Consider the following 25,914-nt stretch of genomic DNA (forward strand, 5'->3'; position numbering starts at 1 on the left):
GCACCTTTAGAGGGTAATTTTTCGATGAATCGTTTGACGCCGAAACTGCTGGAATCTGTCCGGCACGAGGCGGTCGAGAGCAAGATTGCGCCGTCACTCGAACGGCGCCGGCTGCGCGCCTACATCTTGATGCTGCTGCTTGATGGTGTGCTGTTCAATCTGAGCTTCGCGCTCGCCGCACTGGTGTGGGAGGCACGCTGGTGGGAACCGCGCTCGATGCTGGCGGCCCAGGCGATGCTGCCGGTCTATTTCACGATTGCTCTGTATAACAGCGCCTACGGGGTCAGGGCGCTTTCTGACTGGACCTTTGCTGCGCGCCAAGCTGTGATCGCTCTGGTAATTTCGGCCGGTCTGATCAACTTCGTCGGCTTCTACACCAAATCCAATCAGGATTTCTCGCGCGCGGCGGTTACGCTGGGCCTGTTGTTCACCGCCATCCTGCTGGTGGCCTTTCGCCGCCTGCTCGCGCTGCTTATCCGGAAGCGCTGGGGCGGGCGGGTGACGAACCGGCTGGTGATCGACGATGGCGGTTCGGGCTTTCCCATCGAAGATGCGGTGATCATCTCTGCCGCAGATTATAATCTTGATCCTTCCAGCCACGATCCCTTTGTGCTTGACCGGCTGGGCAAGCTGATGCGCAATCGGGATAAGGTGGTGGTCAGCTGCCCGCGTGAACGGCGCGGGGATTGGGCCTTCATGCTGAAATCGGCCGGTGTTTACGGCGAGATCGTGAGCGAGCCCGCCCATATGCTGGGCGCTGTCGGGGTGCATAGTTATGATGCGCTGGATCGCACCACGCTGGTGGTATCAACCGGCCCGCTTGGCCTGCGCGCACGCATTCTGAAGCGGCTGTTCGATCTGGCGGTGGCATCTGCCGGATTGCTGGCACTGTCGCCGGTGTTGCTGATCACCGCCCTGATGATCAAGCTGGAAGATGGCGGCCCGGTATTGTTCAAACAGCGCAGGCTGGGGCGCGGCAACCAGTTTTTCGATGTGTTCAAGTTCCGTTCGATGCGCCTCGACAAGCTTGATCACAATGGCACACGTTCAGCCGCGCGCGATGATGACCGGATCACCCGCGTCGGAGCCTTCATCCGCCGCACCAGCATCGATGAATTGCCGCAGCTGATCAATGTCTTCAAAGGCGACATGTCGATTGTCGGCCCGCGCCCGCACGCGATCGGCTCCACCGCGAACAACAAGTTTTTCTGGGAGGTGGATCGCAAGTACTGGCAGCGCCATTGCCTGAAGCCGGGGCTGACGGGGCTGGCGCAGGTGCGCGGCCATCGCGGCGCGACCGAGCGGGAAAAGGATCTGACCGACCGGCTGCAATCCGATCTCGAATATATCGCCGGATGGTCATTGCAGCGCGATATCGGCATCGTGCTACGCACCGTGATGGTGCTGAAACACGATAATGCTTTTTGACCGGGCCTTTTAATCGGGCTTTTTAATCGGGCTTACTGATTGCGGTTCTGCGGCACGCTGAAGCTGCCGGTCACCCGGCCGCCATTGCCTGCACTGCCCGATGCTCCGCCAGCCGCGCTGCCATCCACGCTGGAAAGCCCGCTGTTGAGATCGATCACCAGCCGCCCGCCATTCAGCGTATCGGTGCCGCGGCGCAGGCGCACATTGCCTGCCATGGTGATGATCCGCCGATTGACGTCATAGATCGCATCATTGCCGCTGGCGCGTTCATCGCCGCGCGTCACTTCGACCCCGCCGGTGGCGGTGATGCGCTGGATGCTGAGCGATCCGGCGTCGTTGAAGTTCACCAGCGTGCGGGCTGACCTGATCGACAATCCGGCCTGATCGATCACGACATTGCCCGAAAGGATCACGCGGTTTTCGCGGTCCTGCAATTCGATCCGGTCGGCAGCGTAATTGACCGGCGCGTTGGAATTGTGCGCGGCGATGCTCTGCGCGTGCAGCGCCATCCCGCCGGTCAGCGCTGCGGTGAGGGCAAAACCGCCAGCGGCCCAGATCAATGCCAGGCGCGTGACGGGAAGGGGGGAATTCGGTCGTGTCATCGCGGCATCCTCAACTGGCCGGGAACCATGGTCATGCGCGCATTGCCTTCCAGCGTCAGCGTGCGTGCGCCCAGATCGGCGCGGATCGAATTGGCGGAGAAGGTGCCTGCCGGAACTTCGCCCGACACGCCATCATCGCCGCGCATCATGCGGGTCTTGAGATCGACCGACACGCCGCGTGCGACCATCGCATAGCCATCATTAGCGACCAGCCGCACCGGGCCATTCACCGCAACGGTTTCGGCATTGATATCATAGGTGCCGCCATCGGCGCTCAATCGCGCGGGGCCATCGGTCAGCATCAATTGCGCGACCAGTTCCTGCATCCGCACCAGCCCTTCAATGCTGGAGCGCTGCACCGCTTCGCCCGCCATCAGCGAAAACGGCCGCCCCAGATCGTCGCGCCCGCGGTACATGGCATTATCGACACTCAGCCGTTCATCGATCAGCGCGACCTTGTTGCGATCGAGCAGAAAGCTGACCTCGCCGCGCGGGGAAAGCGGGGTGATGATCATCAGCGCCGCGATCACGCCGACGCCCATCGGCAGAGCGCGGGCCAGAAACCCGACCAGCCGGTCGTGCGATCCGCCCGGCGCGGCGAAATGCTGCCGCCGGCTGCGCAAGGCCTTGGCTTCGCTGGTTTCCATGCTCTGGTGGACGGGGGCCATGATGATCGCGCTGCCTGACCGTTGCTTACATATGGCTGAAGATGTCGTTTTCCGCCCATCCGGCGATGTCGAGCAGCGCGCGGGCGGGGAGGAAATCGAAACAGGCCTGCGCCAGATCGGTGCGCCCCTCGCGCTCCAGCCGCAGAGTCAACTCATCGCGAAGGCGGTGCAGGTAACGCACATCGGATGCGGCGTAATCGCGCTGGGCATCGGAGAGCACGGGGCCGCCCCAGTCGGAACTTTGCTGATGCTTGGAGATATTCTCGCCCAGCAATTCTTCGACCAGGTTCTTCAGCCCGTGGCGATCAGTATAGGTGCGCACCAGCTTGCTGGCGATCTTGGTGCAGAACACCGGCCCGGCCATCACGCCAAGGTAATGCTGGATCGCGGCCAGATCGAACCGGCCAAAGTGGTAGATTTTCACCCGCGCCGGATCGCCCAGCACTGCCTTCAGGTTCGGCGCATCATAGGCGCTGCCGGGGCCGAAGCGGACGAGGTGTTCATCGCCCGTGCCGTCGGACAATTGCACCACGCACAGCCGGTCACGCGGGGTGATCAGGCCCATGGTTTCGGTATCGACCGCGATCGCGCGATCATTCACCAGCACGCCGGCGGGGAGGTCTTCTTCGTGGAAATGAACAGCCATGGGCAGTGCCCTACGCGGATTGGTTAGGGAGGGGAAGGCCCGAGTGGCGGCTCTTCGCCGACCTTGCGAAAGTCCACCACGCCAAGCGGGCCATCGACCGCGAGAATGCCATCGTGAAAGGTGCCGTGCATTCCGGTGAGATCGAAGACGCCGATATCATTGGGCACGAATTCGAGACGCAGCGCCTGACCCGGCTGCCACCCCAACGCCGCAAGATCATATCGCGGCGAGGTTACGTTGTAATTCGATTGCTCGACCGTCACGGCAACGGGCGTGTCGCAGTCATCGGGGCTGTAGCCGTCGCGATAGGCGCCGCTGCCTGCGACGAAATCGTAAATCCGCGCGCCGTTGGCGCATTCGATCAGGGTATCGGCATTGGTGAAGGGGCGGCCGCGCGGGCCGGTGACGTTGACCTGCAGGATATGTTCGGCAGGCTCGTCCCCCGGCTCCAGCCGAACGAAGCGGAATTCGGGTGGCACAGGTGTCGGCCGGGTGGTGAAATGCACCGCGCCATCGCGCATCTCCCACACACCGCGCGAACGCAGATCGAGCCCGCCGACCGACAGTTCCCAGCCAAAGGTTCCGTCTGCGGCAATCTGCAGCCCCATGTAGGTTTCAAACGAGCTGCCACTATAGATTCCGGTGATGTCCGCTGGCTGCGGCTGCGCCGGCTCGTCGTTGGCCCCGTTGTTACCAAGGCAGGCGAGTGCCGCAACGCTCAGCAACACGCGCCTTATCGCGGTCGCGCGGGGCGGGCGGCGATTGGTTGCGAGGATCGGAGGAGCGAGGTTTGCTCGCAGAAATCGGGTGTCCATGACACCACGCTTATCCTGATCGGGGAAAGCGGGGAAGGCCGCAGTGGCGCGGTGGGCGCTACGGGGTGTAGGTTCCTGCCCCATGACTGCCGAAACCATCCCCGAAAGCTGGCGTGCCGCGCTTGAACCGGCATTGGCGACACCCGAAGCGAGGCAGCTGGGCGGCTGGCTGAAGGCCGAGGAAGCGGCAGGCAAACAGGTTTTTCCGCCACGCGGGACGCGGCTGGCCGCGCTGGCGCTGACGCCGCTGACCGACGTGCGCTGCGTGATTCTGGGGCAGGACCCCTATCATGGGCCGGGGCAGGCACATGGCCTTGCTTTCTCGGTGCAAGGCGGCACCCGGCTGCCGCCTTCGCTGGTGAACATCTACAAGGAACTGGAGGCGGATTGCGGTCTGCCGCGTGCCACCACCGGCGATCTGACGCCGTGGGCGCGGCAGGGGGTGTTGCTGCTCAACAATACGCTGACGGTGGAGGCGGGGCAGGCGGGTAGCCACGCGGGGCGCGGGTGGGATGCGATCACCGATGCCGCCGTGGCAGCAGTGGCAGAACGCGCGGAGCCGACGGTGTTCATCCTGTGGGGCAGCCATGCGAAGAAGAAGGCCAGCCGCATTTCGGCCTTGGGCCGCAATCCCGCGCATCTGGTATTGGCATCGGCCCACCCCAGCCCGCTATCTGCCCATAACGGCTTTTTCGGATCGCGCCCGTTCAGCCAGACCAATGCCTTTCTGGAGGCACAAGGGCGCGGCGCGATTGACTGGAAATTGTGATCGCAACCGACGCAAGCATACAATCATTTGCGGGCCTGCCAGCCTAGCGAGCAGTCTTCCGGGGGGTCGCATCATGCAGGAAAAGCCGTTCAATCCGTTTGTTGCCGCGATCTGGCGCAGGCTGGCCGAAACCATGCTGGCAGAGCCACACGAAATGGCCATCACCCCGCAGCAGGTGGTCGACAATCTGCAGGCCATGTTCGGCAACATGCGCGGCAGCACGCCGGGCAGCACCGCGCTTTCAGTGTTCGCCACCTGGGTGGTGCTGGGCGGGCCGGTGTGGCATTTCGCCCCGCGATCGTTCCGCATCATGCGGATCAGGCGGCGGCTGAAGCACAGCAGGGTCGATCTGTTTCAAGACATGGCCCGGATTCGCGGCATCGTTTACGCAGGCTATTACGGCCATTGGCAGACCGCCGCCGGGCCTGCTCCCGACCAAGCTGGCGAGGAAGACGCCAACCGCGATAATCCGGTGTTCGAAGCGATCGGCTTTACCCTGCCGCGCCACCGCACCCGGGCCGGTACGCCCGATGATCCCGCGATCGACGAATACACCGCCAACGATCTGCCGCCCTCGGTGTTCATCGGCGAGGACGCTCTTCCCGATTCGGTCGAAGTGGTGGTGATCGGATCGGGCGCGGGCGGGGCGGTGGCGGCATCCAACCTTGCCGATCAGGGCTACGAAGTCCTGATTGTCGAGGCCGGCCCCTATCTCCCCAGCAGCGTGATCACCCCGCACGAAGCGCGCATGTCATCCAGCCTCTACAAGGACGGCGCAATCCAGACCACGCGCGACCGTGATATCATCATCTTCCAAGGGCGCACCGTCGGCGGATCGACGGTGATCAACAACGGCATCTGCCTGCGTCTGGAACGCGAGGGCGAAACCCATCCCGATGCCAATGATGTGCTGGCCACGTGGGAAGGCCTGGGCGCGGGGGTTTCTGCATCGGCGCTGGCTGCATCCTATGACCGGATCGAGACGTTTCTGGGCATTCACGAGATCGACCGGCGGCTGGGGCGCAACAACGGCACACGTCTCCTCGCTGCATGGGATGCCTATCGCGCCGGTTCGGGCGATGCGATGGACCAGCGCGCCATTTCCGGCTGGTTCCGCAAGAACTGGGGCGCGAAAACGGAGGACAACCGCTGCAATTCCTGCGGCTATTGCAACACCGGCTGCCCTTACGGCCGCAAACGCGCCATGCCGGAAAGCTTCCTGCGGCGCGCCACGCTGGATGCGCCGCGCAAGGCACGGATTCTGGCCGATGCGCAGGTGATCGAAATCCGCTGGGGAACGCCCGCCGCCGATGGCAGACGGGTGGCCAGCGCGGTACACGTGCTGCTGCCCGATGGCCGCGCCAAGTGGGTCGGCATCACCAAGGGCGTGGTGGTGGCCGCAGGCACGATTGCCTCCAGCAACATCCTGTCAGCCAGCGGCGTTGCTGGCACCGGCAAGGACATATCGCTCAACATTGCCTGCCCCGTGCCCGCCCTGATGCCCGATCCGGTGCTGGCGTGGGATGAAGACCAGATGGCGACCTTCATCGATCGCGGCGATTTTCTGATCGAAAGCCATTTCCAGCCGCCGATGAGCATGGCGTCGCTGGTGCCGGGCTGGTTTGATGAACATTTCCGGCGGATGCACCACTATAACCGGCTGGCGTCGGCAGGCGCGCTGTTCCCCGCTGACCGGCGCGGGACAATCAAGAACGGCAAGCTCGGCTTCAAACTGAAAGAGGCCGATCTGGACGTGCTGCGCCGCGCGCTGGCGGTGATGACCAAGGTGCATTTCGCAGGCGGCGCGCTGGAGGTCTATCCGGCGCTGCTGCACGGCGAGACACTGCACGCAGGGATGAGCGATGCCGCAATCGACGCTTTCTTCCGCGACCACATCCACGAACCCGACGATGTGGTGTTGTCGTCAAGCCATCCGCATGGCGGCAACGCCATCAATGCCGATCCGGCCAAAGGCGTGGTCGATCTGGATCAGCGGGTCCACGGCACCACCAATGTGCTGGTGGCCGATGCCAGCGTCATGCCCAGCTGCATCCGCGTCAACGCGCAGCTGACCACCATGGCGATGGCCGACCGCGTGACTCACGGGCGGCGGGTATTCGCTTAGCCCGCGTGGGCGGCGATCCATTCTTCCACCACCGGGGCGACCTTTTCGCGCCAGCGGCTGCCGTTGAAGATGCCGTAATGGCCCGCGCCTTCGGCCATGTAGTACCGCTTTTTATCGTCGGGCAGGTTCGGCGTCAGCTTCAGCGCCGCCTTCGTCTGGCCGAGGCCGGAGATATCGTCCCGCTCGCCTTCGATGGCGAGCAGCGCGGTGTCGGTGATCTGCGTGATGTCGACCAGCTCGCCCTTGTGGCGGAATTCGCCCTTGGGGATCGAATGCTTCTGGAACACCTCCTCCACGGTCTGGAGGTAGAACTCCGCCGTCATGTCGCAGACCGAACGATATTCGTCGTAGAAGTCCTTGGTCGCCTGCGCGGATGCGTCACTGGCTTCGTCGCCCACGGTCAGGTGTTTGAACATCTCGTAATGGCTCATCATGTGGCTCGACAGGTTCATCGACATGAAGGCGTTCAGCTGCATGAAGCCGGGATAAACGCGGCGGCCCGCGCCCGGATATTTGTGCGGCACGGTGGCGATCACCGTCTGGCGGAACCATTCGATCGGACGCTTCATCGCCATGTTGTTGACGACCGTGGGGCATTCGCGCGTATCAATCGGCCCGCCCATCATGGTGAGCGTGGCCGGCGTCGCGGGTGATTTGTGGAGGTTCATCAGCGCGACAGCCGCAAAGGCGGGCACAGAAGGCTGGCACACCGCCATCATGTGGATGCGCGGGCCTGCGGCTTCCGCGTGAACATGATCGGTAAATTCGATCAGGTAATCGATATATTCATCAAGGTCGAAGCGGCCCGCGTCCTGCGGCACCATCTTGGCATCGGCCCAATCGGTGATGAACACATCGGCGCTTTCCAGCATCCGTTCCACCGTGCCGCGCAGCAGCGTGGCGTAATGGCCGCTCATCGGGGCGACGATCAGCAGGCGCGGACGGTCTGCCGGGGTGCCTTCGACGGTGAAGTGCAGCAGATCGCCGAACGGGCGCTTCAATGCGATGGTTTCGGTGACGGCTCGGGCCTTGCCGCCGATTTCCACTTCGGTGATGCCGAAAGCGGGCTTGCCATAAGGCGCGGTGGCGTGGGCGAACACATCAAGCGCGTGGCCTGCAATCGGCCCCAGCCCCAGATAACCGAACGGATTGGCAGGGTTCGAGAGCACGTTGGCGCTGATCGAAGCGAGCGCGCTGGCGCTGTTCATCCAGCTGCGTTGCAGCTCATAAGCATGGTAAAGCATTACGAAACCCTCAAGTAACGAACAGTCCGGCACCTCTGTCCCGCGGGCGCCTTGCCCAAGTAAATGGGCCTTTGCGGTCCATTGTGCAACGCACAATTACGAGAGGGGCCAGCAGGGGCTGCACAGGTGCATCGCTTTTTGCACGTGAATTTCGCGGCGTGTGCGTCTAGAGCGCGGTGACCATGCACGGGGAAACCACTGATCGCGTAACTCTTGATACTCAGCCCGATAGCGGGCCTGAGATCGCAGTCCTGTCGCCGGAAACTGTGCAAGAGGCTGAAACAGAACCCAAATCGCGCTCGCTTGCGCCCTTGCGGATGGTGTTCGACGCAGCGAGAAAATACCCGCGCCAGATCGCCTTGGCGCTGCTGGCGTTGGTGATCACCTCGGCGGCAACGCTGGCAATTCCGTGGCGGTTCAAGGTCATCATCGACGAAGCATTCGGTGGAGGTGCAACCCCCGAGGATATCGGCCGCGCATTCCAGTATCTGCTGATGATCGTGGTGATCCTTGGCATCGGCACCGCGCTGCGATTCTATTTCGTGAGCTGGCTGGGGGAACGGGTCGTAGCCGATATCCGGCTGAAAGTGCAGAACAATCTGCTGCGGCTGTCGCCCGGTTTCTACGAGGTCAACAGCCCCAAGGAAATCAGCAGCCGGATGACAAGCGATACCGCGATCATCGAGAACGTGGTCGGCACTACGGTTTCGGTCGCGCTGCGCAATTCGCTGACCGCAATCGGCGGGATCGGGTTGCTGATCTTTCTTGCGCCGTCGCTGACACTGGGCCTGCTGATCGGCATTCCGCTGGTGATTGCGCCAATCGTGTTTTTCGGGCGCAAGATCCGTGCGGTTTCGCGCACCAGTCAGGATCGTATTGCAGACGTTGGTGCCTACGTTACGGAAGTGCTCTCGGCGATGAAGATCGTGCAGAGCTTCGGGCAGGAGCGGCGCGAGAACGGGCGGTTTGCGGACGTGGTGGAGGAAACCTTCGCCACAGCGCGCAAGCGCATCATCCTGCGCTCGGCGATGACATCGGTGGTGATCCTGCTGGTGTTCGGCGCGATTACGCTGGCGATGTGGCGCGGCGCGCTGGCGGTTAATGAAGGCTCGATCACACCGGGAGACATGGGCTTTTTCGTCTTCACAGGTGTCATTGTGGCAGGCGCGCTGGGATCGCTCACGGAAGTTTACGGCGATCTGCTGCGCGGTGCCGGTGCGGCGAGCCGGCTGGCCGAACTGCTCGAAGCCCGGCCTGAAATCGCTCCGCCCGCCCGGCCTGAACGCCTGCCGGTGCCGCCGCGCGGCAGCCTCAGCTTCCGCAATGTCACCTTCCGCTATCCCGCGCGGCCCGAAACGGCGGCGCTGAAGGATTTCACGCTGGAGATCGAGCCGGGCGAAACCATCGCCATCGTCGGCCCGTCGGGCGCAGGCAAATCGACCATCTTCCAGCTGGTCGAACGGTTCTACGATCCGCAGGCGGGCACCATCCGGCTTGATGGCGTGCCGCTTACCGCCGCCGATCCTGCCGAAGTGCGCGCGCGGCTCGCGCTGGTGCCGCAGGACGGGGTGCTGTTCAGCGCCAATGCCCGCGATAACCTGCGTTATGGCAAGTGGGACGCGACTGACGAGAACATCTGGGACGCCGCCCGCGCCGCCAATGCCGAAAGCTTCCTGCGCGCACTGCCGCAAGGGCTCGACACATACCTTGGTGAAGGCGGCACGCAGCTTTCGGGCGGCCAGCAACAGCGCGTCGCGATAGCCCGCGCCCTGCTGCGCGATTCTCCGATCCTGCTGCTGGACGAGGCGACCAGCGCGCTGGATGCCGAAAGCGAACAACTGGTGCAGCAGGCGCTCGATACGCTGATGGCGCAGCGCACCACGCTGGTGATCGCCCACCGCCTTGCCACGGTGCGCAAGGCTGACCGGATCGTGGTGCTGGAAGATGGCCGGATTGTCGAACAGGGCACCCATGACGTGCTGTCGAACGCGGGCGGGCTCTATGCGCGCCTCGCCCGGCTACAATTCACCAACGCCGCAGCCTGAGCCCCGCCGCGATTTTCGACACCGCGCTTTTCGACAAAGCGCATCGATCGCCGGATGAAGAGCAACCTTTCCCCCGATGCTGCGTTAGTGTGACAATTGCAGGCATCGGCCTGCTCCAGAGCTTTCGGGGACTTCGCACATGATCCACAAGACCGCCGCGCTTTTCGGCGCAAGCCCTGCCGTGCTTGCTTTCGCAGCGCTCGCCTTTGCCGCACCTGCGTTCGCCAATGACCAGACGCACGACCATGCCGATGGCATCGAATTGCTGCTGGAAGACAGCGGCGCGGCATCTGTCCTCGCGCCCTCGCCCGCCATGCCGGGGATGAGCTTTGGCACATGGGGCGTCGATCCGGCGCTGCTCGCCACCGATGTGCAGCCGGGCGATGATTTCAACGCCTATGTCAACGGCCCGTGGATCGCCGCCAACCCGCTGCCGCCCGAATTCAGCCGTCTGGGTGCCTTCACCCTGCTCGGCGAACAGAGCACGGCCGATGTGAAGGCGTTGATGGACGATCTGCTGGCCAAGCCTGCCGCTAGCCTTTCTGCCGATGAAGCGCGGATCGTGGGCGCGTATCAGTCCTACCTCGATACCGCCGCGATCGAAGCGGCGGGCCTTGCGCCGGCCAAGCCGCATCTCGACAGGATCATGGGTGCCACCACCCTCGACGATCTTGCCATGCTGTGGGCCGATCCCGCCTATCCCAGCCCGATCGGCGCCAGCGTCAGCGTGGATGCCAAGCAGCCTGACCGCCACATTGCTTCGGTTAGGCTCGGCGCGCTGGGTCTGCCTGACCGCGATTACTATCTCGATACGACCGAGAAGGGCGTGGCGATCCAGACCAAGTATAAGGAATACCTCGCCTTCCTGCTGGGCGAAGCAGGCTACGCCGATGCCGCGATGGTCGAGAAGGTCTATGCCTTCGAAGACGCTATCGCCCGCAACGTGGCGTGGGATCGCACCGTGCGCCGCAACCGTGATCTGACCTATAACCTGCTGACCGCCGATGAATTGGCAGCGATGGGCGGCGATGTGCCGGTTGCTGCGATGATTTCCGCGCTCGGCATCGAAAGCAGCCCCGGTTTCGTCGTCAGCCTGATGCCGCCGACGCCCGAGGAAATCGCGCAGTACAAGCTGGACGAGGCGACCCTCGCCAAGATCGGCACCGGCCTGCCCGGCATGTTCGCGCTGCTTTCGGAAACCCCGGTCGAGGTGCTTCAGGCGTGGATGGTGAAGGAGTTCCTGTCGGGCCATGCCGCCGTGCTTCCCCAGCGGTTTGACGACGCCAGCTTCGCATTTTTCGGCAAGACCCTGCGCGGCACACCCGAACAGCGCCCCCGCTGGAAACGCGCCATCGGCGAATCCGAAGGCCTGCTGGGCGAGCTGATCGGCAAGGAATATGTCGCCCGCTATTTCCCACCCGAAAAGAAGGCGGCGATGGACGCGCTGGTGGTCAACCTGCGGATCGCGCTGCGCGAATCGATTGCCGAAATCGACTGGATGGGCGAGGCGACCAAGACCCAGGCGCTGGCCAAGCTCGACAGTTTCGATCCCAAGATCGGCTATCGCCCCAATCTTGAAACCTATGATGGTCTTGCGATCACAGCGGGCGATCCGATTGCCAACCGCATGGCGGCGGCCAAGTGGCGGCAGGCGGATAATGTTGCCAAGCTGGGCCAGCCGATCGACCGCACCGAATGGGGCATGCTGCCGCAGACCGTGAACGCCTATTACAACTCGGTGAAGAACGAGATCGTGTTTCCCGCAGGCATCCTGCAACAGCCGTTCTTCGCGCTGACCAATGATATCGCGGTCAACTACGGCGCGATTGGCGGCGTGATCGGGCATGAAATCGGCCACGGTTTCGACGATCAGGGTTCCAAGTCCGATGCCAGCGGCGCACTGCGCAACTGGTGGACCGATGAAGACCGCGCTGCTTTCGACAAGCTCGGCGATGCACTGGTGGCGCAGTATAACGGGTTCTGCCCGCTCGATAACGGCACCACCTGTGTGAACGGCCGCCTGACGCTGGGCGAGAATATCGGCGATGTCGGCGGGCTTTCGATGGCGTACCGCGCTTACAAGATCGCGACCAAGGGCAAAGATGTGCCCGTGATCGACGGGCTGACCGGCGATCAGCGCTTCTTTATCGCATGGGCGCAGGTGTGGCGTTCGGCCCAGCGCGAGGAAAACTACCGCAACCGCCTGCGCACCGACAGCCACAGCCCGGAAGAATACCGGGTCAACGGCGTCGTGCGCAATCTGGACGAATGGTACGACGCATTCGGCGTGAAGCCGGGCGATGCGATGTATCTGCCGCCGGAAGAGCGCGTGCGCATCTGGTAGGCGCTGCGCCTAAGCGGATTGACTTGGCCTGCGCCCCTGTCATGGAGCGCAGGCCATGACATTCTTCCAGCTACTGCTCATCGCTGTTGTGCAGGGAATCACCGAATTCCTGCCGATTTCGTCGTCCGGGCACCTGATCCTGATTCCGTTTCTGACGGACTTTCCCGATCAGGGGCCGATGATCGATGTCGCGGTGCACGTTGGTTCGCTGATGGCGATCGTCATCTATTTCTGGCGCGATGTGCTGGGGCTGGCGCGCGGCGGCTTTGCCACGATCGGGCTGGGCAATGATCCGCTCCAGCGGCGGCTGTTCCTGTGGGTGGTGGTTGGCACCATTCCCGCTGTGGCAGTGGGCTTGTTTCTCAAGCTGGGCGGCTATCTTGATAGTTTCCGCAGCACCGATCTGGTGGCTGTCAATCTGATCGTGTTCGGCGTGCTGCTGGGGCTCGCGGACCGGTTCGGGCGGCAGGAACGGCGGTATGAAGACCTGACCTTGCGCGATGCGCTTCTGGTCGGGATCGCGCAGGCCATGGCGCTGATCCCCGGTACCAGCCGGTCGGGCGCGACCATGACAGCGGCGCGCGCATTGGGATATGGACGGGTGGAGGCGGCGCGGTTTTCGTTCCTGCTGGCGATCCCGGCGGTGACGGGTGCAGGACTGCTTGCGGTGCTCGACCTGGCGGAGGCCAGCAGCCAGATGCAGCTTGATGCGCTGATTGCCGGGGTGATGACCTTTGTCGCGGCCTTCGCGACCATGGCGTTCCTGATGAAGTTCCTGCAACGCGCATCAATGCTGGTATTTGTGCTTTACCGCATCGCAATGGGCTGCGCGCTGCTCTACTTCTTCTGATCGTTGCCAGCGATAACAGGAACCGTTCGCAGTCCCGCTGGTTTGAGCCAGTAACCGGCGCGTACCGGTGGTGTTGGAGATCCTTTCGCTGATGGCCTTGCTGGTGCTTGTTCTGCTGGGTGCAACCCTGGGATGGCTGGCTTCGATCCTTGCCCGGACCGAAGGCCCGGCTGACATTCTGCGCCAGATTGCGCTGGGTCTGGTCGTGTCGGTGGTCGCAGGCGCAATCGCCAATGACGGTACGATGCTGGGCAGCCTGTCACTGCTGGGACTCGGGTTGGGTCTCGCCGTCAGCGCGGTGGCACTGGTGCTGTATCACGCGATGCGCAGCCGCAAGGCCGGATCGCGCGCCTGAATTATTTTTTTCCGGCGGCGGAACAATTCCGGCGGAGCGTTCTTATCATTGGCTTGGGAGGCGATTGGCTGCCCCCAGCAAATATGGAGAGCGCCATGAAGATCACTTTCAAGCATACCGCCACCGTGATGATCGCCGCACTGGGCCTTTCGGTCGCAGCCTGCGACGGCCCGAACGAAGAAGCGATGGAAGAACAGGGTGACGCCATGGTCGAAGGCGTCGAAGCTGAAGCCGATGCCATGGAAGATGCCGGCCAGATCACCGACGCGCAGGAAGATGCGATGGTCGAGAATGCCGAAGACAAGGCCGATGCCATGGAAGACAAGGGCGAAGCCATGGATGATGGCGCCGTCGTAGCAGAATAATCGCAGCCGCTCCCTGGTCAGCAATGGTCAAAGCGCGATCAGGCGGCCCGGAAGCGCATTCCGGGCCGCCTTTCTTATGCCTCAGACAGGAACAGCCCCGCTGCCGCGCCCGCCGCGCAGGTGGTATTCCTGCGTCCCGCGATGCAGCACATTATCGACATCGATCACCGCCGCATTGGCATAGGTGAACCCGGCGGGCAGGCTGCGATAGAGCCTGTCGAAATCGCGCTCCACTGTCTGGCGGTAGAGATCGGCGAAACTCTCGATGACGAAATAGGTCGGTTGCAGATCGCTGATCACGTAATCGGTGCGCATCACCCGGTCGACGTTCAGTATGATGCGGTTAGGGCTGGCCGCCTCGACCGCAAAGCGCGCTTCGGTGGGGCCTGACAGGATGCCCGCGCCGTAAGCGCGCACGCCGTCGGCCTCTTCGATCAGGCCGAATTCGACCGTGTACCAGTACAGCGCGCCCAGCGCCTTCAGGCGATTGTATCGCATCGCCTTCCACCCGGCGCGGCCATATTCCTGCATGTAATCGGCATAGGTGGGATCGGTCAGCATCGGCACGTGGCCGAAGACATCGTGGAACACATCGGGTTCCTCGATGTAATCGAATGTCTCGCGCGTACGGATGAAATTGCCGGCCGGAAAGCGGCGATTGGCCAGATGCCAGAAGAACACGTGATCGGGGATCAGCATGGGGACGGGCACCACGCTCCACCCCGTCAGCGCGCCCAGTTCTTCTGATAGAGTGCCGAATTCAGGGATGCCCCCGCGCCCCAGATCGAGCTTTTCCAGCCCCTGCAGAAAGGTGGTGCAGGCCCTTCCGGGAAGCACTTCCATCTGGCGGGCGAACAGATCGTTCCACGCGGCGTGGTCATCGGCGGTGTAGGCGGTTTGCGCCGGTTCCAGCCAGTCCTCCCCCACATGCGCAGGCTTGGCCAGCGGCGCGGTGAAGACATCGCCAGCCATGTCTGGCAGGATGGCATAATCGGGATCAAGTTCGGTGTGTATGGCCATATCGTTGCAAATGATACTACCACTGGCGGTCTGCAAGGACAAATCGGGAGACAGGCATGGGGATGAAGCGCAAGGATTATGAAGCGGCACTGGAACCGCTGACGCTCGAGCTGGTCAGCATGGCGCGCTGGGCCAAGGCGACCGGCGCGCGGATCGTGGTGCTGTTCGAAGGCCGCGACACCGCGGGCAAGGGCGGCGCGATCGGCGCGGTGCGCGAAAAGCTGAACCCGCGCCAGTGCCGCACCGTGGCGCTCACCAAGCCGACCGAGGCGGAGTTGGGACAATGGTATTTCCAGCGCTATGTCGCCCATCTGCCCACAGCGGGCGAGATCGTGCTGTTCGACCGGTCATGGTACAACCGTGCCGGTGTCGAACGGGTGATGGGTTACGCTTCGAAACCGCAGGTCGATGCCTTTCTCAAGGCCGTGCCGACTTTTGAAAAGCTGCTGGTGGATGATGGCATCCTGCTGTTCAAATACTGGCTGACCACCGATCAGCAGCAACAGGAGGAACGCCTGCGCGAACGGCTGGACGACCCGCTGAAACGCTGGAAGCTGTCGCCGATCGATCTTGCTGCACGCGAAAAATACGATGATTACACCGCCGCGCGCGAGGCGATGCTGAAGGCGACGCACACCGATCATGCGCCATGGACGCTGGTGGATTTCAATGACCAGCGGCGCGGGCGGCTGACGCTGGTGCGCGATCTGCTTTCGCGGGTGCCCGATACCCATGAGGAACCCGATGCGATTGATTTCCTCGATCTGGGGCACGAGCCTGTGGCGGAAAGTTACAGGGTGTTGAAGCCGATCGCGGATTTTGACCTTTAGTCGTCATCGCGAGGAGCGCAGCGACGCGGCGATCAATGGCCCGAGGTCTGCCTTACCAAGGTCCGGCCATGGATTGCTTCGTCCGGTCGAACAAGTTCGACCCACCTCGCAATGACGAGGCTTAGACGGTGGCCGACGCCGCCGTCACCTGCCGCCCGTCATCCGCAAACGCGGCCAGTTCGTACCCCTCGGCCATGGCGCGCATCACCAGATGCAGCGGCTCGCCCGCGATGGCGGGGGACAGGCCGCGGAATTGGAACGACCGCAGCCGGTTTGCGCCCAGCTCGGTAGCGGCGAGTTGCAGCAGCAGGCTTGCAGTAAGCGGGCCATGGACGACGAGCCCGCGATACCGCTCGACCTCGCTCGCATAGGGCGCATCGTAGTGGATGCGGTGGGTGTTGAAGGTCAGCGCCGAATAGCGGAACAGCAGCCGCGCATCGGGGGTGATGGTGCGGCTGGCCTCCCAGCCTGCCGGATCGAATTGCCCCGCGCCCAAAGCAGGCGGCGATAGCGGTGCATCGGCGCTGGCGGCATCACGATAGACCAGTGTCTGGGTTTCGGTCACGGACAACGTGCCGTTGGCGCGGGTGTAGTGTTCCACATCGACAAAGGCGAGGCGGCCCGATCCGCCCTCCTTCTCGCTGACCGAAGCAACGCGGCTCGTCCGTTCGATCACCGCGCCCATGGCGATGGGGGCGTTAAAGGCAATCTTGCTGGATGCCCACATGCGGCGTGGCCCAGAACCGAATTGGGGGAAGGGGGGCAGGAAGCTACCCTGCGTTTCGTCCCGCGCCGGATGCCCGTCCTCGCCCAGTGCGGCGGTGGGCGCTTGCGGGGTGCAGAGCGCGAAGTGGATGCCCTGCGGCATGATCGCCGGATGCGGGCGCGGCAAATCGAAGGTGGCAAGCCAGCGCGCCGCCAGCCCTTCGTCCAGCCGATCCATGGCGCGCTGTTCGCGCCCGATCCATGCCTCGTAAGTCACACCGTTTTCCTCATTGGGCGCGCTCGAACACAGCGGCGATGCCCTGACCGCCGCCGATGCACATGGTTTCCAGCCCATAACGCACCCCGCGCCGGTGCATTTCATGCGCCATGTCGGCCAGGATCCGCCCGCCGGTCGCGCCGATGGGATGGCCGAGGCTGATGCCCGATCCGTTGACGTTGAGCATCTCGCGGCGCGAATCGTCTTCGCTCCAGCCCCAGCCCTTCAGCACGGCGAGCACCTGCGGCGCGAAGGCTTCGTTGAGTTCGACCATGCCGATGTCGTCCCACGTATACCCGCGCCGCGCGAACAGGCGCTCTGTCGCAGGCACCGGGCCGATACCCATGCGCGACGGATCGCAGCCTGCCGCCGCCCAGCCGCCGAACCACAGCATCGGGGTGAGGCCCAGTTCCTCCAGCTTGTCCTCGGCCACCACAAGGCACGCCGCTGCCGCATCGTTCTGCTGGCTGGCATTGCCAGCCGTGACGATGGCTGCGGGGTCGCGCCTGCCATCGATGGGCGCAAGCTTGCCCAGCGTCTCCATGCTGGCATCGGTGCGGTAGCCTTCGTCGTGGTCGAAGATGACCGGATCACCCTTTCGCTGCGGGATCGTGACCGGCACCAACTGCTCGGCAAACTTGCCATCTGCCCAAGCCTTTGCCGCATTCTGGTGGCTGCGCACGGCGAAGGCATCGGCTGCCTCGCGCGAAATGCCGTAATCCTTGGCGAGGTTTTCGGCGGTTTCGATCATGCCGGTGATCACCCCGAAACGTTCGACCGGCTGGCTCATCACGCGCCCGCGGCTGAGGCGGTCGTAGAGCGTAATATCACCCATCCGCGCGCCGCCGCGACCCTGCAATGTGTAGTGCTCAACGTTGGACATGCTTTCCACACCGCCCGCCACGACCACATCGGCCATGCCGGTCTCGACCATCATCGCCGCCGTGGCCACCGCCTGCACGCCCGATCCGCAGCGCCGGTCGAGCTGGAAGCCGGGCACTTCGATGGGCAGGCCTGCCGCCAGCCACGCCCAGTGGCCGATCGCCGGTGCCTCGCCATTGCCATAGCCCTGGCTGAACACCACGTCGTCTACGCGGGTCGGATCGATCCCGGAACGCTCCATCAACGCCTTCAGGATCACCGCGCCCAATTGGCCGGCGTTCATGCTGGAAAGCCCGCCTAGGAACTTGCCCACGGGGGTGCGCAGCGGGGTGCAAATGGCGGCTCTTCTGGTCATAAATCTAAACTCCGTTCGCCCTGAGCTTGTCGAAGGGCCGTCCTTCTTTGTGCCCGAGTGCGGAAAGAAAAGTGCAGGGCTTCGACAAGCTCAGCCCGAACCGTTGGTGTGTTGATCCGAAAGCGCCACCGTCCCCGCATCGACCAGCTTGCCGATCGCGCCCGACGACAGGCCGAGTTTTTCGCTGAGTACTTCCTCGGAATGCTGGCCGAGGTAGGGCGCAGGTGCAGGATCGCCCGCCTCGCGGCCTGCAAAATTCGCGAAGCTGCGGGGGGCGGGATAGTCAAAGCCCGAAGGGTTGGCGGGCGCCGGGCCGAACAGCGGGTTATCCGCCACCAGCACCGGGTCGTTCGCGGCCTCGTATGCGGTGCGATAGCGTTCGAAGGTGCAGCCTTCTGCGGCCATGCGCGCTTCGAGTTCGGCATAATCCATCGTGCCCGCCGCGTTCTGGAACAGCGCGAACAGTTCCGCGCGGTGCTGAAAGCGCGGCGTGTCCCCGTCGGCAAAATGCACGCCGAATTCTGCTTCCAGCACGGCGATGCCGCCTTGCACCCCGAAGGCTTTCACCAATCCGCCCCATTGCTTGGGCGTCAGCGCGGCGACCATGAAGCGTACGCCGTCACGGCTGCGGAAATCGCGCCCGAACGCTCCCCAGATCGCATTGCCCAGCCGTTCACGGTCACCGCCGCGATAGAGCACTTCGGCCATCAGCCCCGCATTCGCCATGGTGCCGATCGCAACGTCGCCCAGCGGCAGGCGCACTTCATTGCCTTCACCGGTGCGGTCGCGGTGACGCAGCGCGGCAAGCATGGCAAACGCGCCGTAAGCCCCGGTGATGAAATCCCACGCGGGCAGCACCTGATTGACTGGCGGGGCTGTCGCCGGGTCCCAATCCTCCGGCCCGCACATCAGCGGATACCCTGCGGCGGCGTTGACGGTGAAGTCCATCGCCTGGCGCCCGTCATGCCAGCCCATCACGCGCAGGGAGATCATGTCGGCGCGCTTGGCGGCCATCGCGGCGTGGCTGAGGAAGCTGCGCTCCGGCAGGTTGGTGATGCACTGGCCGACGCTGGCGGCAAGTTCCACCAGCAGCTCACGCCCCTCGCCCGACTGGAGGTCAAGCGCGAGTGATTTCTTGGCGCGGTTGAGGTTTTCCCACGACAGGCTCCGGCCTTCGCGGGTCAGCATGTAACGGTTGTAATCGAGCCCGCCGGCCTTGTGATCGACGCGGATCACCTCCGCTCCCATCTGCGCGCAATACAGCCCTGCGGTGGGCGATGCGACAAAGCTGGAGACTTCGACGATGCTCAGGTCGTTGAGGAGATTATACATCGGTTGCTCAGGCCCACCCGGCTGCGACTAGCGAGCAAGCTCGCAAGTCTCGCGCCCCTCCCGCTTGCGGGAGGGGAATGAAGCTTGGTGAGCGCAGCGAACCTAGCTGCAATGGGGTGGGGATCCGCACGTCAGGCATTCTCTTTCCACTCGCGCAGCATGTGCTTGGCGATCTGGAGTTGCAGGATCTGGGTCGTGCCTTCGTAAATCCGGTAGATACGGGCATCGCGGAAGAAGCGTTCGGCGTCATATTCGGCAAGGTACCCCGCGCCGCCATAGACCTGCACCACGCGGTCCACCACGCGGCCGCACATTTCGCTGGCGAAGACTTTGAAGGCGGCGGCTTTCACAAGGATGTTCTCGCCGGCGTCGGCACGCGCGGTGACATCGCGCATCATCGCCTCAGCCGCGTAGATCTCGATTCCGCTGTCGGCCAGCATCGCTTGGATCAGCTGGAAATTGGCGATCGGTTCGCCGAAGGCCTTGCGCTCGTTGGCGTAGCGCAGTGCCGAATCGAGCGCGCGGCGGGCATAGCCTGTCGCCGCCGCGCCCACCGAAATGCGTCCGTTATCAAGGCTCTTCATCGCGAAGACAAAGCCCTTGCCGGTCTCCCCGCCGAGCAGCGCATCACCCGGCACGCGCACATCATCGAGCATGATGTCGGAAATGTGCGATCCGCTCTGGCCCATCTTGCGATCGGGCGATCCGGTCGAAACGCCGGGTGCATTCATCGGCACCAGAAAGGCGCTGACATGCGCGTTCTTGGGCAGCGCCTGCTTGTCAGTGCGCGCCATGATCAGTGCGACATCGGCGTGTGGGGCGTTGGTGATGTACCGCTTGGTGCCGTTGAGGATCCAGCCATTGCCTTGCGCGTCGGGCACGGCGGTGGTCTGCAATCCAGCCGAATCGCTGCCTGAGCCCGGCTCTGTCAGGCCGAAGCAGGCGATCTTGCCTGCGGCGATCTGCGGATACCATTCGGCCTTCTGGGCTTCGGTCGCGCCGTTCTTAAGCGCGCTAGAAAACATGCCGACATTGATCGAGAAGATCGAACGGTATGCGGGCGCGGCATAGGCCATGATGTTCACCACGCGGGCATATTGCGTCATGTTCAGCCCCGCCCCGCCATATTCTTCGGGCACCGACAGGCCGAACAGGCCCATCTCGCGCATCTCGTTCAGGATATCGTCCGGCACGCGATCTTCGGCGATCACCTGCGCTTCGGCGGGGATCAGCCGCTCGCGGACATAGCGGGTCAGCTGTTCGGCAAACTGCTCGAACACGTCCTCGTCCATTCCCGGATTGCTGACGGAAGGAAGCGTGGCAGGGGCATTCATGGCATTCATCGTCCTTGAGCGGGAGGCGCGCAGGCACAATTACGTGGCGCGCGGAATGGGTACTGGATGGCGCGGGCCTATTCGGCGTCTGGTGCGGCGGTGTCGCCTGTCAAATCGGCAGATTGCGCCTCGGGCGGCAGCGCTTCGGGCGGAAGGCGGCGTTCATCGAGCATCGATGCCGCCTCCTCCAGTGCCTTGGCCTCCCCTTCGCTCACCCCGCCGGGCGCGCTGGCGCCTTCGTTACCGCAGGCGGCAAGGGCGAGGGTGAGGCCAAGGCTGGCCGCGATCAACAGGCGCATCGCAGGCCTGCCTTACTGGCTCGGTGCATCAGCGGCAGCCGCGGCTTCGCTGGCGACTTCCGCCGCAGCATCGGCCGCATCTTCGGCGCTGGCTTCGTTTTCAGCCTCAGTTGCGGGCTCATCGGTGGCGGTGGCGGCGGGATCTTCGACGGGTTCGTCGGTGATCGCTGTCAGCGCTTCGTCAGCAGGCATCTCCACCGTATCTGCGGTCGCTTCGGTCGAGGCATCATTGGAGCTACCGCAGGCGGCGAGCAACAAAGCTGCACCAGTCAGGGCGAAAAGGGGGGCGATCTTGATCATGGGGTAGTCTCTCCTCAGGCGGTTCCAGTATCGGTATGCGCCACGGTGTAGCCAAGCAAAGCCGCGAACGCCAAGTGCCAAATGGGCACACCGCCGCCGCAATGCATGGCAGCGGCTACGGCGCGTGATACAATCGCATCCATGATGAAGATCGCACCATTCTCCCGCACCGCCGTTTTTGCCATGGCCGCCGCGCTCGCCTTGCCTGCCGTGGCCATCAAGGCCCAGCCCGTGCCCGGCGCCTTTACCGTGGTCGAAAGCGGGCAGACCTTTGCCACCCTGCAGGAAGCGGTCAACGCAGTCGGCAACAGCCGCGCCACGATCCGCATCGCGAACGGCCTCTACCGCCAGTGCGCGGTGCAGCAGCAGGGCGTGATCATCTACGAAGCGGAAGAACCGGGCAAAGTCACCTTTGCTGGCCGATCCTGTGAAGGCAAAGCCGCTTTCGTGCTGCGCGGCACGGGGGCAGAGGTGCGCGGCATCACCTTCAGCAATCTGGCGGTGGCCGATGGCAATGGCGCAGGCATCCGGCTGGAACAGGGCGCGCTCAACGTCGCCTATGCGCGGTTCGAAAACAGCCAGCAGGGCATCCTGACGGGCAATGATCCGGGCGGGCGGATCTACATCACCCGGTCAACCTTCACCGGGCTTGGCACCTGCGAGAATTCGTCGGGCTGCGCGCATTCGCTCTATATCGGCGATTACGGATCGCTCACCGTGCGCGAAAGCCGGTTCGAACGCGGCACCGGCGGCCATTATCTCAAGGCCCGCGCCGCCGAGGTGGTAATCGAAGGCAACAGCTTCGATGACGCGAACGGGCGCACCACCAATTACATGATCGATCTGCCCGCGGGCAGCACCGGACGGATTGCCGATAACTGGTTCGTGCAGGGGCGCGACAAGGAGAATTACTCGGCCTTCATCGCGCTGGGCGCGGAAGACCTGCTCCACCCGTCCGACGGGCTCAAGGTCGAGAACAACGAAGCCCGCTTCGTCCCCGGTCTGCAGCGCAACAGCGTGTTCTTCGCCGATTGGACAGGCACGCGCATCGCAATGCAGGGCAACCGGCTGGCAGCGGGGCTGAAGCAGTACGAACAGCGTTAGGGTTTGCGCTTCCGGAAAAGCGCACCAAATATCCGCTTTCAGGATGCCAAGGCCGTAGTGTTAATGGCTGCAAGTGGGTGGATTCCTGCCATCCCGTCAATCGTTGCCACGGCCTCCAACCGAATGGCTGGGCCCGCAATGGGTGCGTGCCTGCTATTTGACTATTTTAGTTCAGCTGCGGAATGCCTGCCGGATCGCGTCGCTGCGCGAATTGACCTCCAGTTTACGGTAAATCGCCTTGACGTGAGTGCCGACGGTGTGGGGCGAAATGTTCAGCGCGCGGGCGGCTTCCTTGTAGCTCTTGCCTTCGGCAAAGGCACGCAGCAGCTCAGTCTCGCGCTGGGTGAGCCGGGCGTCAGTCTCCGCAGAGGGTTGAAAGGGCGATGTGGGCGCAGGCGCACGCAGCAGATCAAGCAGATAGACCGCCGCTGCAGGACTGACTGGCGCACCGCCATCCAGCGTGATTGCAATGCCATCAAGGATTTGCTGCGGAGAGCTATCCTTGAGCAGATAGCCGTCAGCACCCGCCGACAAGGCCTTTACCACGGTGTCGCGGTCGCCAAAAGAACTGATGATCAGCACCTTGGCCGCGCAGCCCGCCTTGATTTCCGGCACCAGATCATAGCCGTTACCATCGGGCAGGCCGATATCCATCAGGAACAGATCGGGTGCCAGGCTGATCAGCCCGCGACCCGTTGCGAGGTCCGGGGCCATTGCAATCACATCGTGCCCTTCCGCCATTCCCATGATCTGCATGAAATAGCGGCGCACCGCCGGCTCATCTTCGATGATTGCGATGCGCACGGGCGCTGGGGCCGAAGGTGTGGTCATGCCGAAAATCTATCAGCGCCGCGCATCTGCGCCCATCCCACGCCGGGGCGAAAGTTATGGGATGCGCGCATCAGGCGGGCTGGAGCAGGGCAAGCGTGATGCGCGTGCCTTTGCCGGGTTCGGATTGCACCGCATAATCGGCCCCCACGGCCCTTGCGCGCACCCGCATATTGGCAAGGCCGCGCCCCGCGTCGCCCGTGCCCGCGCCGCCTGATCCGTTGTCAGCAACGGCGACCGTCACTGCGCCATCGCCGGTCGCCGAGACCTCGACCGCAATTTCGCTCCCGCCCGAATGTTTGAGCGCGTTGGTGACCGCTTCCTGCATGATGCGAAACACCTGCAAGACATCGCGCGGGCCAAGATCAGGCGCATTGAGCATGGCAGGCTGAACCCAGCGAAAGGCGAAGCCTGCCGCCTCGATCCTGGGCTGGATGCGCGCACGGAACGTGGCGAGCGCCGCTTCCAGGGAATCTCCCACCGAATCCATCGAATCGACCATCAGCCGCATCTCGTCGATCACGCTCTGCAAACCTTCGGCGACCTTGGGCGGATCGGCCTCGCCCAGTCTTGCGCTCAGCATCATCGTCATCAGTTGGCTGCCAAGGCCATCGTGCAGGTCGCGCATGATCCGGCGGCGTTCCTCGTCATGCGCTTGTGCGCGCACCAGCGCCTGTTCGCGCACAGCCGCCTCGGCCAGTTCGGCTTCGCGCCGGGTGACCTTCTCCTGAAGCATCGCGTTCAGCGCCCCTTGCGACTGGAACAGCCGGAAATTGCGGGTGAGGAACGCCGCCGTCATTGCCAGCAGCAGGAAGACCGCGGAATTTCCGACATTGTCCCCTGTCAGTTGCAGTTCGGGAAACCATTCCAGCGCGGCATCCATCAGCAATGCTGCCGCGATCACCGTCATCAGGGCGCTTTCCAGCAGGCGGTCTTCAGCTTGCGTGGCAAAGTGCCAGGCGAGCCGGGCGACCACCGCCACAGCCGATGCGCCCAGATACCAGATCCAGATCATCGCAGGCACATCGAAGCCTTCGGGCATCGGCACACGGTAAATATGCCAGGCAGTCACCACCATGGCACCCAGATAGATCGCCACCGTCATGGGTTGCAGCCATGGCACCGGCCTGCCCGTCCAACTATCGACGAAACACAGCATCGCGGCCGGGATCAGCTGGTAGATCGCAAAGAAGGCCACCATCCTTCCCCAGCCATCGACCGGCGGATCAAGCCACAAATAATAGCCCGCATTGGCCACAAATCCAGCGCACAGCAGGCTGAGCCAGGCCGCAAAGCGCCAGTCGTCCGAGCGAAACATCATGATCGTCGCAATCAGCCCGAGCAGGCCGAGCAACCCTCCGGTCAGAAGGTAGAAGGGCGACGCGAGGAACAATCTGCGCGCGGTGTATTGTTCCAGGGCAGCGTAATCGGCGATTTTAGGTTCGTACACGTCGGTATAGGGAAACCCATCGCGCAAGGTGATGAAGGTCAGTGTGTTCTTGCCCGGCTTAAGCAACCCCGAAGGCATCCGCACCAGCGTGCGCACCTGACCGTGAAAACTGCCATTGCCCGGCTCCATCCGCCCGCGCACGACAATCGGCGATCCGTTCAGCGCAAGCTGGAAGTTGTCAGTCTGCAAGTTGGGGAAAATCCCCAATCCCTCCGCAGGCACGCGATCAATCACGAAGGTCATTTTGACCGCAAACACGGCCGTGTCGCAGCAATATGTCCACGGCAGTTCGGCCGGTTCGAAACGTGCCTTTGCAGCCTCTGCAAAATCGGGCGCGGTCAGCCGGGCAACCGCGACATCGCTCACGGCTATAAGGCCCGGTTCCCTGCCCGGATCGGCATGGAACAGGGGCCGGTCGATCGCCAGCCAGTAAATCGCCTGCACCAGCACCACCGCGGCCAGCAGCTTGCCGAGCTGCGCCCAGTTGAAACGACCCATTATGCTTATGACACGGCCCCCCGATTATGGGCCTGCAATGCCGCAAAGCCATTTGTCTGAAAAGAGGCCAAATCAGGCAGTGGCGAGGGATGGGACAACAAGCGGGCGCACGCTTCACACCATGCCTGCCACTGGCGGGCAGCATCCCATGATATGGGAGCCATGGCGCGTGGGATGCCGCATCGCCGCCAACCCTTCTAACCCTGTTGCCACCGAACAAGGACGCAACAGGGGAGTGATCCGTGTCCCGCAATGAAAGCCGCAGCCGCCTGTTGATCGCCGCCGCACTCGGCCTTGCCAATATCGGGCTGGTTGCCAGCCTTGCGGCGGCCGGGCTTGGCGTATCTGCCAGTGCAAAGGCACCGAACCTCACATCCGCTAGCTCGGCCGACTGACTCCGGTTGCGACGGTCGATCCAGTCCGCGGGCTCAATGCGACCCGGCC

26 protein-coding genes are annotated in these 25,914 nt (G+C 63.5%); 11 read left to right on the forward strand and 15 right to left on the reverse strand.

Annotated features, from left to right (window positions below; translation table 11 throughout):
* The first annotated feature begins 24 nt into the window (after positions 1-24).
* Entirely contained in the window at positions 25-1,428 is a 1,404-nt protein-coding gene (locus IP79_RS08770; protein ID WP_054118827.1) for a sugar transferase, read from the forward strand.
* Between the two features lie 32 nt (positions 1,429-1,460).
* Here IP79_RS08770 and IP79_RS08775 read toward each other — a convergent pair whose 3' ends face one another.
* The 4 genes from IP79_RS08775 to IP79_RS08790 are packed head-to-tail and all read right to left on the reverse strand — an operon-like array spanning position 1,461 to position 4,159.
* On the reverse strand, positions 1,461-2,030 hold the full coding sequence (locus IP79_RS08775; RefSeq protein WP_054118828.1) for an LptA/OstA family protein: 570 nt from the start codon (positions 2,028-2,030) through the stop codon (positions 1,461-1,463).
* Positions 2,027-2,698, reverse strand: coding sequence for an LPS export ABC transporter periplasmic protein LptC (gene lptC / locus IP79_RS08780; RefSeq protein WP_082337111.1), 672 nt, complete (start codon positions 2,696-2,698; stop codon positions 2,027-2,029). The genes IP79_RS08775 and lptC overlap by 4 nt, the downstream gene beginning before the upstream one ends.
* A 25-nt stretch (positions 2,699-2,723) precedes the next feature.
* A complete protein-coding gene (locus IP79_RS08785; RefSeq protein WP_054118830.1) occupies positions 2,724-3,344 on the reverse strand; it encodes a ribonuclease D in 621 nt (206 codons plus the stop codon).
* A 23-nt stretch (positions 3,345-3,367) separates the two neighbouring features.
* Positions 3,368-4,159, reverse strand: coding sequence for a hypothetical protein (locus IP79_RS08790; protein ID WP_054118831.1), 792 nt, complete (start codon positions 4,157-4,159; stop codon positions 3,368-3,370).
* An 82-nt stretch (positions 4,160-4,241) separates the two neighbouring features.
* Between IP79_RS08790 and ung the strand changes: the two genes are divergently transcribed.
* Positions 4,242-4,928 carry a uracil-DNA glycosylase gene (ung, locus tag IP79_RS08795; RefSeq protein WP_054118832.1) on the forward strand — a complete coding sequence of 229 codons (687 nt, stop codon included), beginning with the start codon at positions 4,242-4,244 and terminating at the stop codon, positions 4,926-4,928.
* A 73-nt stretch (positions 4,929-5,001) separates the two neighbouring features.
* Positions 5,002-7,053, forward strand: coding sequence for a GMC family oxidoreductase N-terminal domain-containing protein (locus tag IP79_RS08800; RefSeq protein ID WP_054118833.1), 2,052 nt, complete (start codon positions 5,002-5,004; stop codon positions 7,051-7,053).
* Here the strand turns inward: IP79_RS08800 and IP79_RS08805 are convergent.
* Positions 7,050-8,297: a polyhydroxyalkanoate depolymerase gene (locus IP79_RS08805; RefSeq protein WP_054118834.1), complete on the reverse strand. Its 1,248-nt coding sequence runs from the start codon at positions 8,295-8,297 to the stop codon at positions 7,050-7,052. The genes IP79_RS08800 and IP79_RS08805 overlap by 4 nt on opposite strands.
* 182 nt (positions 8,298-8,479) lie before the next feature.
* Here IP79_RS08805 and IP79_RS08810 point away from each other — a divergent pair, with 182 nt between their 5' ends.
* The 5 genes from IP79_RS08810 (at position 8,480) to IP79_RS08830 (ending at position 14,256) form a co-directional block, all read left to right on the forward strand.
* Complete coding sequence (locus tag IP79_RS08810; protein ID WP_054118835.1) at positions 8,480-10,342, forward strand: ABC transporter transmembrane domain-containing protein; 1,863 nt, start codon at positions 8,480-8,482, stop codon at positions 10,340-10,342.
* 139 nt (positions 10,343-10,481) lie between these two features.
* Positions 10,482-12,686, forward strand: coding sequence for a M13 family metallopeptidase (locus tag IP79_RS08815; RefSeq protein ID WP_054118836.1), 2,205 nt, complete (start codon positions 10,482-10,484; stop codon positions 12,684-12,686).
* Between the two features lie 55 nt (positions 12,687-12,741).
* Entirely contained in the window at positions 12,742-13,536 is a 795-nt protein-coding gene (locus IP79_RS08820; protein WP_054118837.1) for an undecaprenyl-diphosphate phosphatase, read from the forward strand.
* Positions 13,537-13,606: 70 nt separating this feature from the next.
* A complete protein-coding gene (locus IP79_RS08825; RefSeq protein WP_233994141.1) occupies positions 13,607-13,891 on the forward strand; it encodes a hypothetical protein in 285 nt (94 codons plus the stop codon).
* A 95-nt stretch (positions 13,892-13,986) separates the two neighbouring features.
* Positions 13,987-14,256: a hypothetical protein gene (locus IP79_RS08830; protein ID WP_054118838.1), complete on the forward strand. Its 270-nt coding sequence runs from the start codon at positions 13,987-13,989 to the stop codon at positions 14,254-14,256.
* Positions 14,257-14,337: 81 nt separating this feature from the next.
* Here the strand turns inward: IP79_RS08830 and phhA are convergent, their stop codons facing one another.
* Entirely contained in the window at positions 14,338-15,228 is an 891-nt protein-coding gene (gene phhA / locus IP79_RS08835; RefSeq protein ID WP_156318234.1) for a phenylalanine 4-monooxygenase, read from the reverse strand.
* A gap of 104 nt (positions 15,229-15,332) precedes the next feature.
* Between phhA and ppk2 the strand changes: the two genes are divergently transcribed.
* A complete protein-coding gene (gene ppk2 / locus IP79_RS08840) occupies positions 15,333-16,106 on the forward strand; it encodes a polyphosphate kinase 2 (RefSeq protein WP_054118840.1) in 774 nt (257 codons plus the stop codon).
* 121 nt (positions 16,107-16,227) lie between these two features.
* Here the strand turns inward: ppk2 and IP79_RS08845 are convergent, their stop codons facing one another.
* The 7 genes from IP79_RS08845 to IP79_RS15680 all read right to left on the reverse strand — a co-directional run bounded on the left by IP79_RS08845 (position 16,228) and on the right by IP79_RS15680 (position 21,775).
* Positions 16,228-17,088, reverse strand: a complete 861-nt coding sequence (locus IP79_RS08845; RefSeq protein ID WP_233994142.1) for an FAS1-like dehydratase domain-containing protein — start codon at positions 17,086-17,088, stop codon at positions 16,228-16,230.
* Between the two features lie 10 nt (positions 17,089-17,098).
* A complete protein-coding gene (locus tag IP79_RS08850) occupies positions 17,099-18,325 on the reverse strand; it encodes an acetyl-CoA C-acetyltransferase (protein ID WP_054118841.1) in 1,227 nt (408 codons plus the stop codon).
* 90 nt (positions 18,326-18,415) lie between these two features.
* A complete protein-coding gene (locus IP79_RS08855) occupies positions 18,416-19,657 on the reverse strand; it encodes a CoA transferase (RefSeq protein ID WP_054118842.1) in 1,242 nt (413 codons plus the stop codon).
* Positions 19,658-19,788: 131 nt separating this feature from the next.
* The gene (locus tag IP79_RS08860) at positions 19,789-20,991 is read right to left on the reverse strand and encodes an acyl-CoA dehydrogenase family protein (protein ID WP_054119038.1); all 1,203 of its coding nucleotides are present in this window, start codon (positions 20,989-20,991) and stop codon (positions 19,789-19,791) included.
* Between the two features lie 77 nt (positions 20,992-21,068).
* Complete coding sequence (locus IP79_RS08865; RefSeq protein WP_054118843.1) at positions 21,069-21,290, reverse strand: hypothetical protein; 222 nt, start codon at positions 21,288-21,290, stop codon at positions 21,069-21,071.
* 12 nt (positions 21,291-21,302) lie between these two features.
* Positions 21,303-21,590, reverse strand: a complete 288-nt coding sequence (locus IP79_RS08870; RefSeq protein ID WP_054118844.1) for a hypothetical protein — start codon at positions 21,588-21,590, stop codon at positions 21,303-21,305.
* Positions 21,591-21,604: 14 nt separating this feature from the next.
* Entirely contained in the window at positions 21,605-21,775 is a 171-nt protein-coding gene (locus IP79_RS15680; RefSeq protein ID WP_197273793.1) for a hypothetical protein, read from the reverse strand.
* Between IP79_RS15680 and IP79_RS08875 the strand changes: the two genes are divergently transcribed.
* Positions 21,774-22,694 carry a right-handed parallel beta-helix repeat-containing protein gene (locus IP79_RS08875; RefSeq protein WP_233994143.1) on the forward strand — a complete coding sequence of 307 codons (921 nt, stop codon included), beginning with the start codon at positions 21,774-21,776 and terminating at the stop codon, positions 22,692-22,694. The two genes, IP79_RS15680 and IP79_RS08875, sit on opposite strands and share 2 nt — an antisense overlap.
* 171 nt (positions 22,695-22,865) lie before the next feature.
* On the opposite strand, the gene IP79_RS08880 is transcribed toward IP79_RS08875, so the two are convergent.
* Together IP79_RS08880 and IP79_RS08885 are read right to left on the reverse strand one after the other, a co-directional pair.
* A complete protein-coding gene (locus IP79_RS08880; RefSeq protein ID WP_054118846.1) occupies positions 22,866-23,525 on the reverse strand; it encodes a response regulator in 660 nt (219 codons plus the stop codon).
* 70 nt (positions 23,526-23,595) lie between these two features.
* Positions 23,596-25,470, reverse strand: coding sequence for a sensor histidine kinase (locus IP79_RS08885; RefSeq protein ID WP_054118847.1), 1,875 nt, complete (start codon positions 25,468-25,470; stop codon positions 23,596-23,598).
* Between the two features lie 242 nt (positions 25,471-25,712).
* Here IP79_RS08885 and IP79_RS15460 point away from each other — a divergent pair, with 242 nt between their 5' ends.
* Positions 25,713-25,865, forward strand: coding sequence for a hypothetical protein (locus IP79_RS15460; protein WP_156318201.1), 153 nt, complete (start codon positions 25,713-25,715; stop codon positions 25,863-25,865).
* Positions 25,866-25,914 lie beyond the last annotated feature (49 nt).

The organism is Porphyrobacter sp. AAP60, from assembly GCF_001296025.1.
Taxonomy (GTDB): domain Bacteria; phylum Pseudomonadota; class Alphaproteobacteria; order Sphingomonadales; family Sphingomonadaceae; genus Erythrobacter.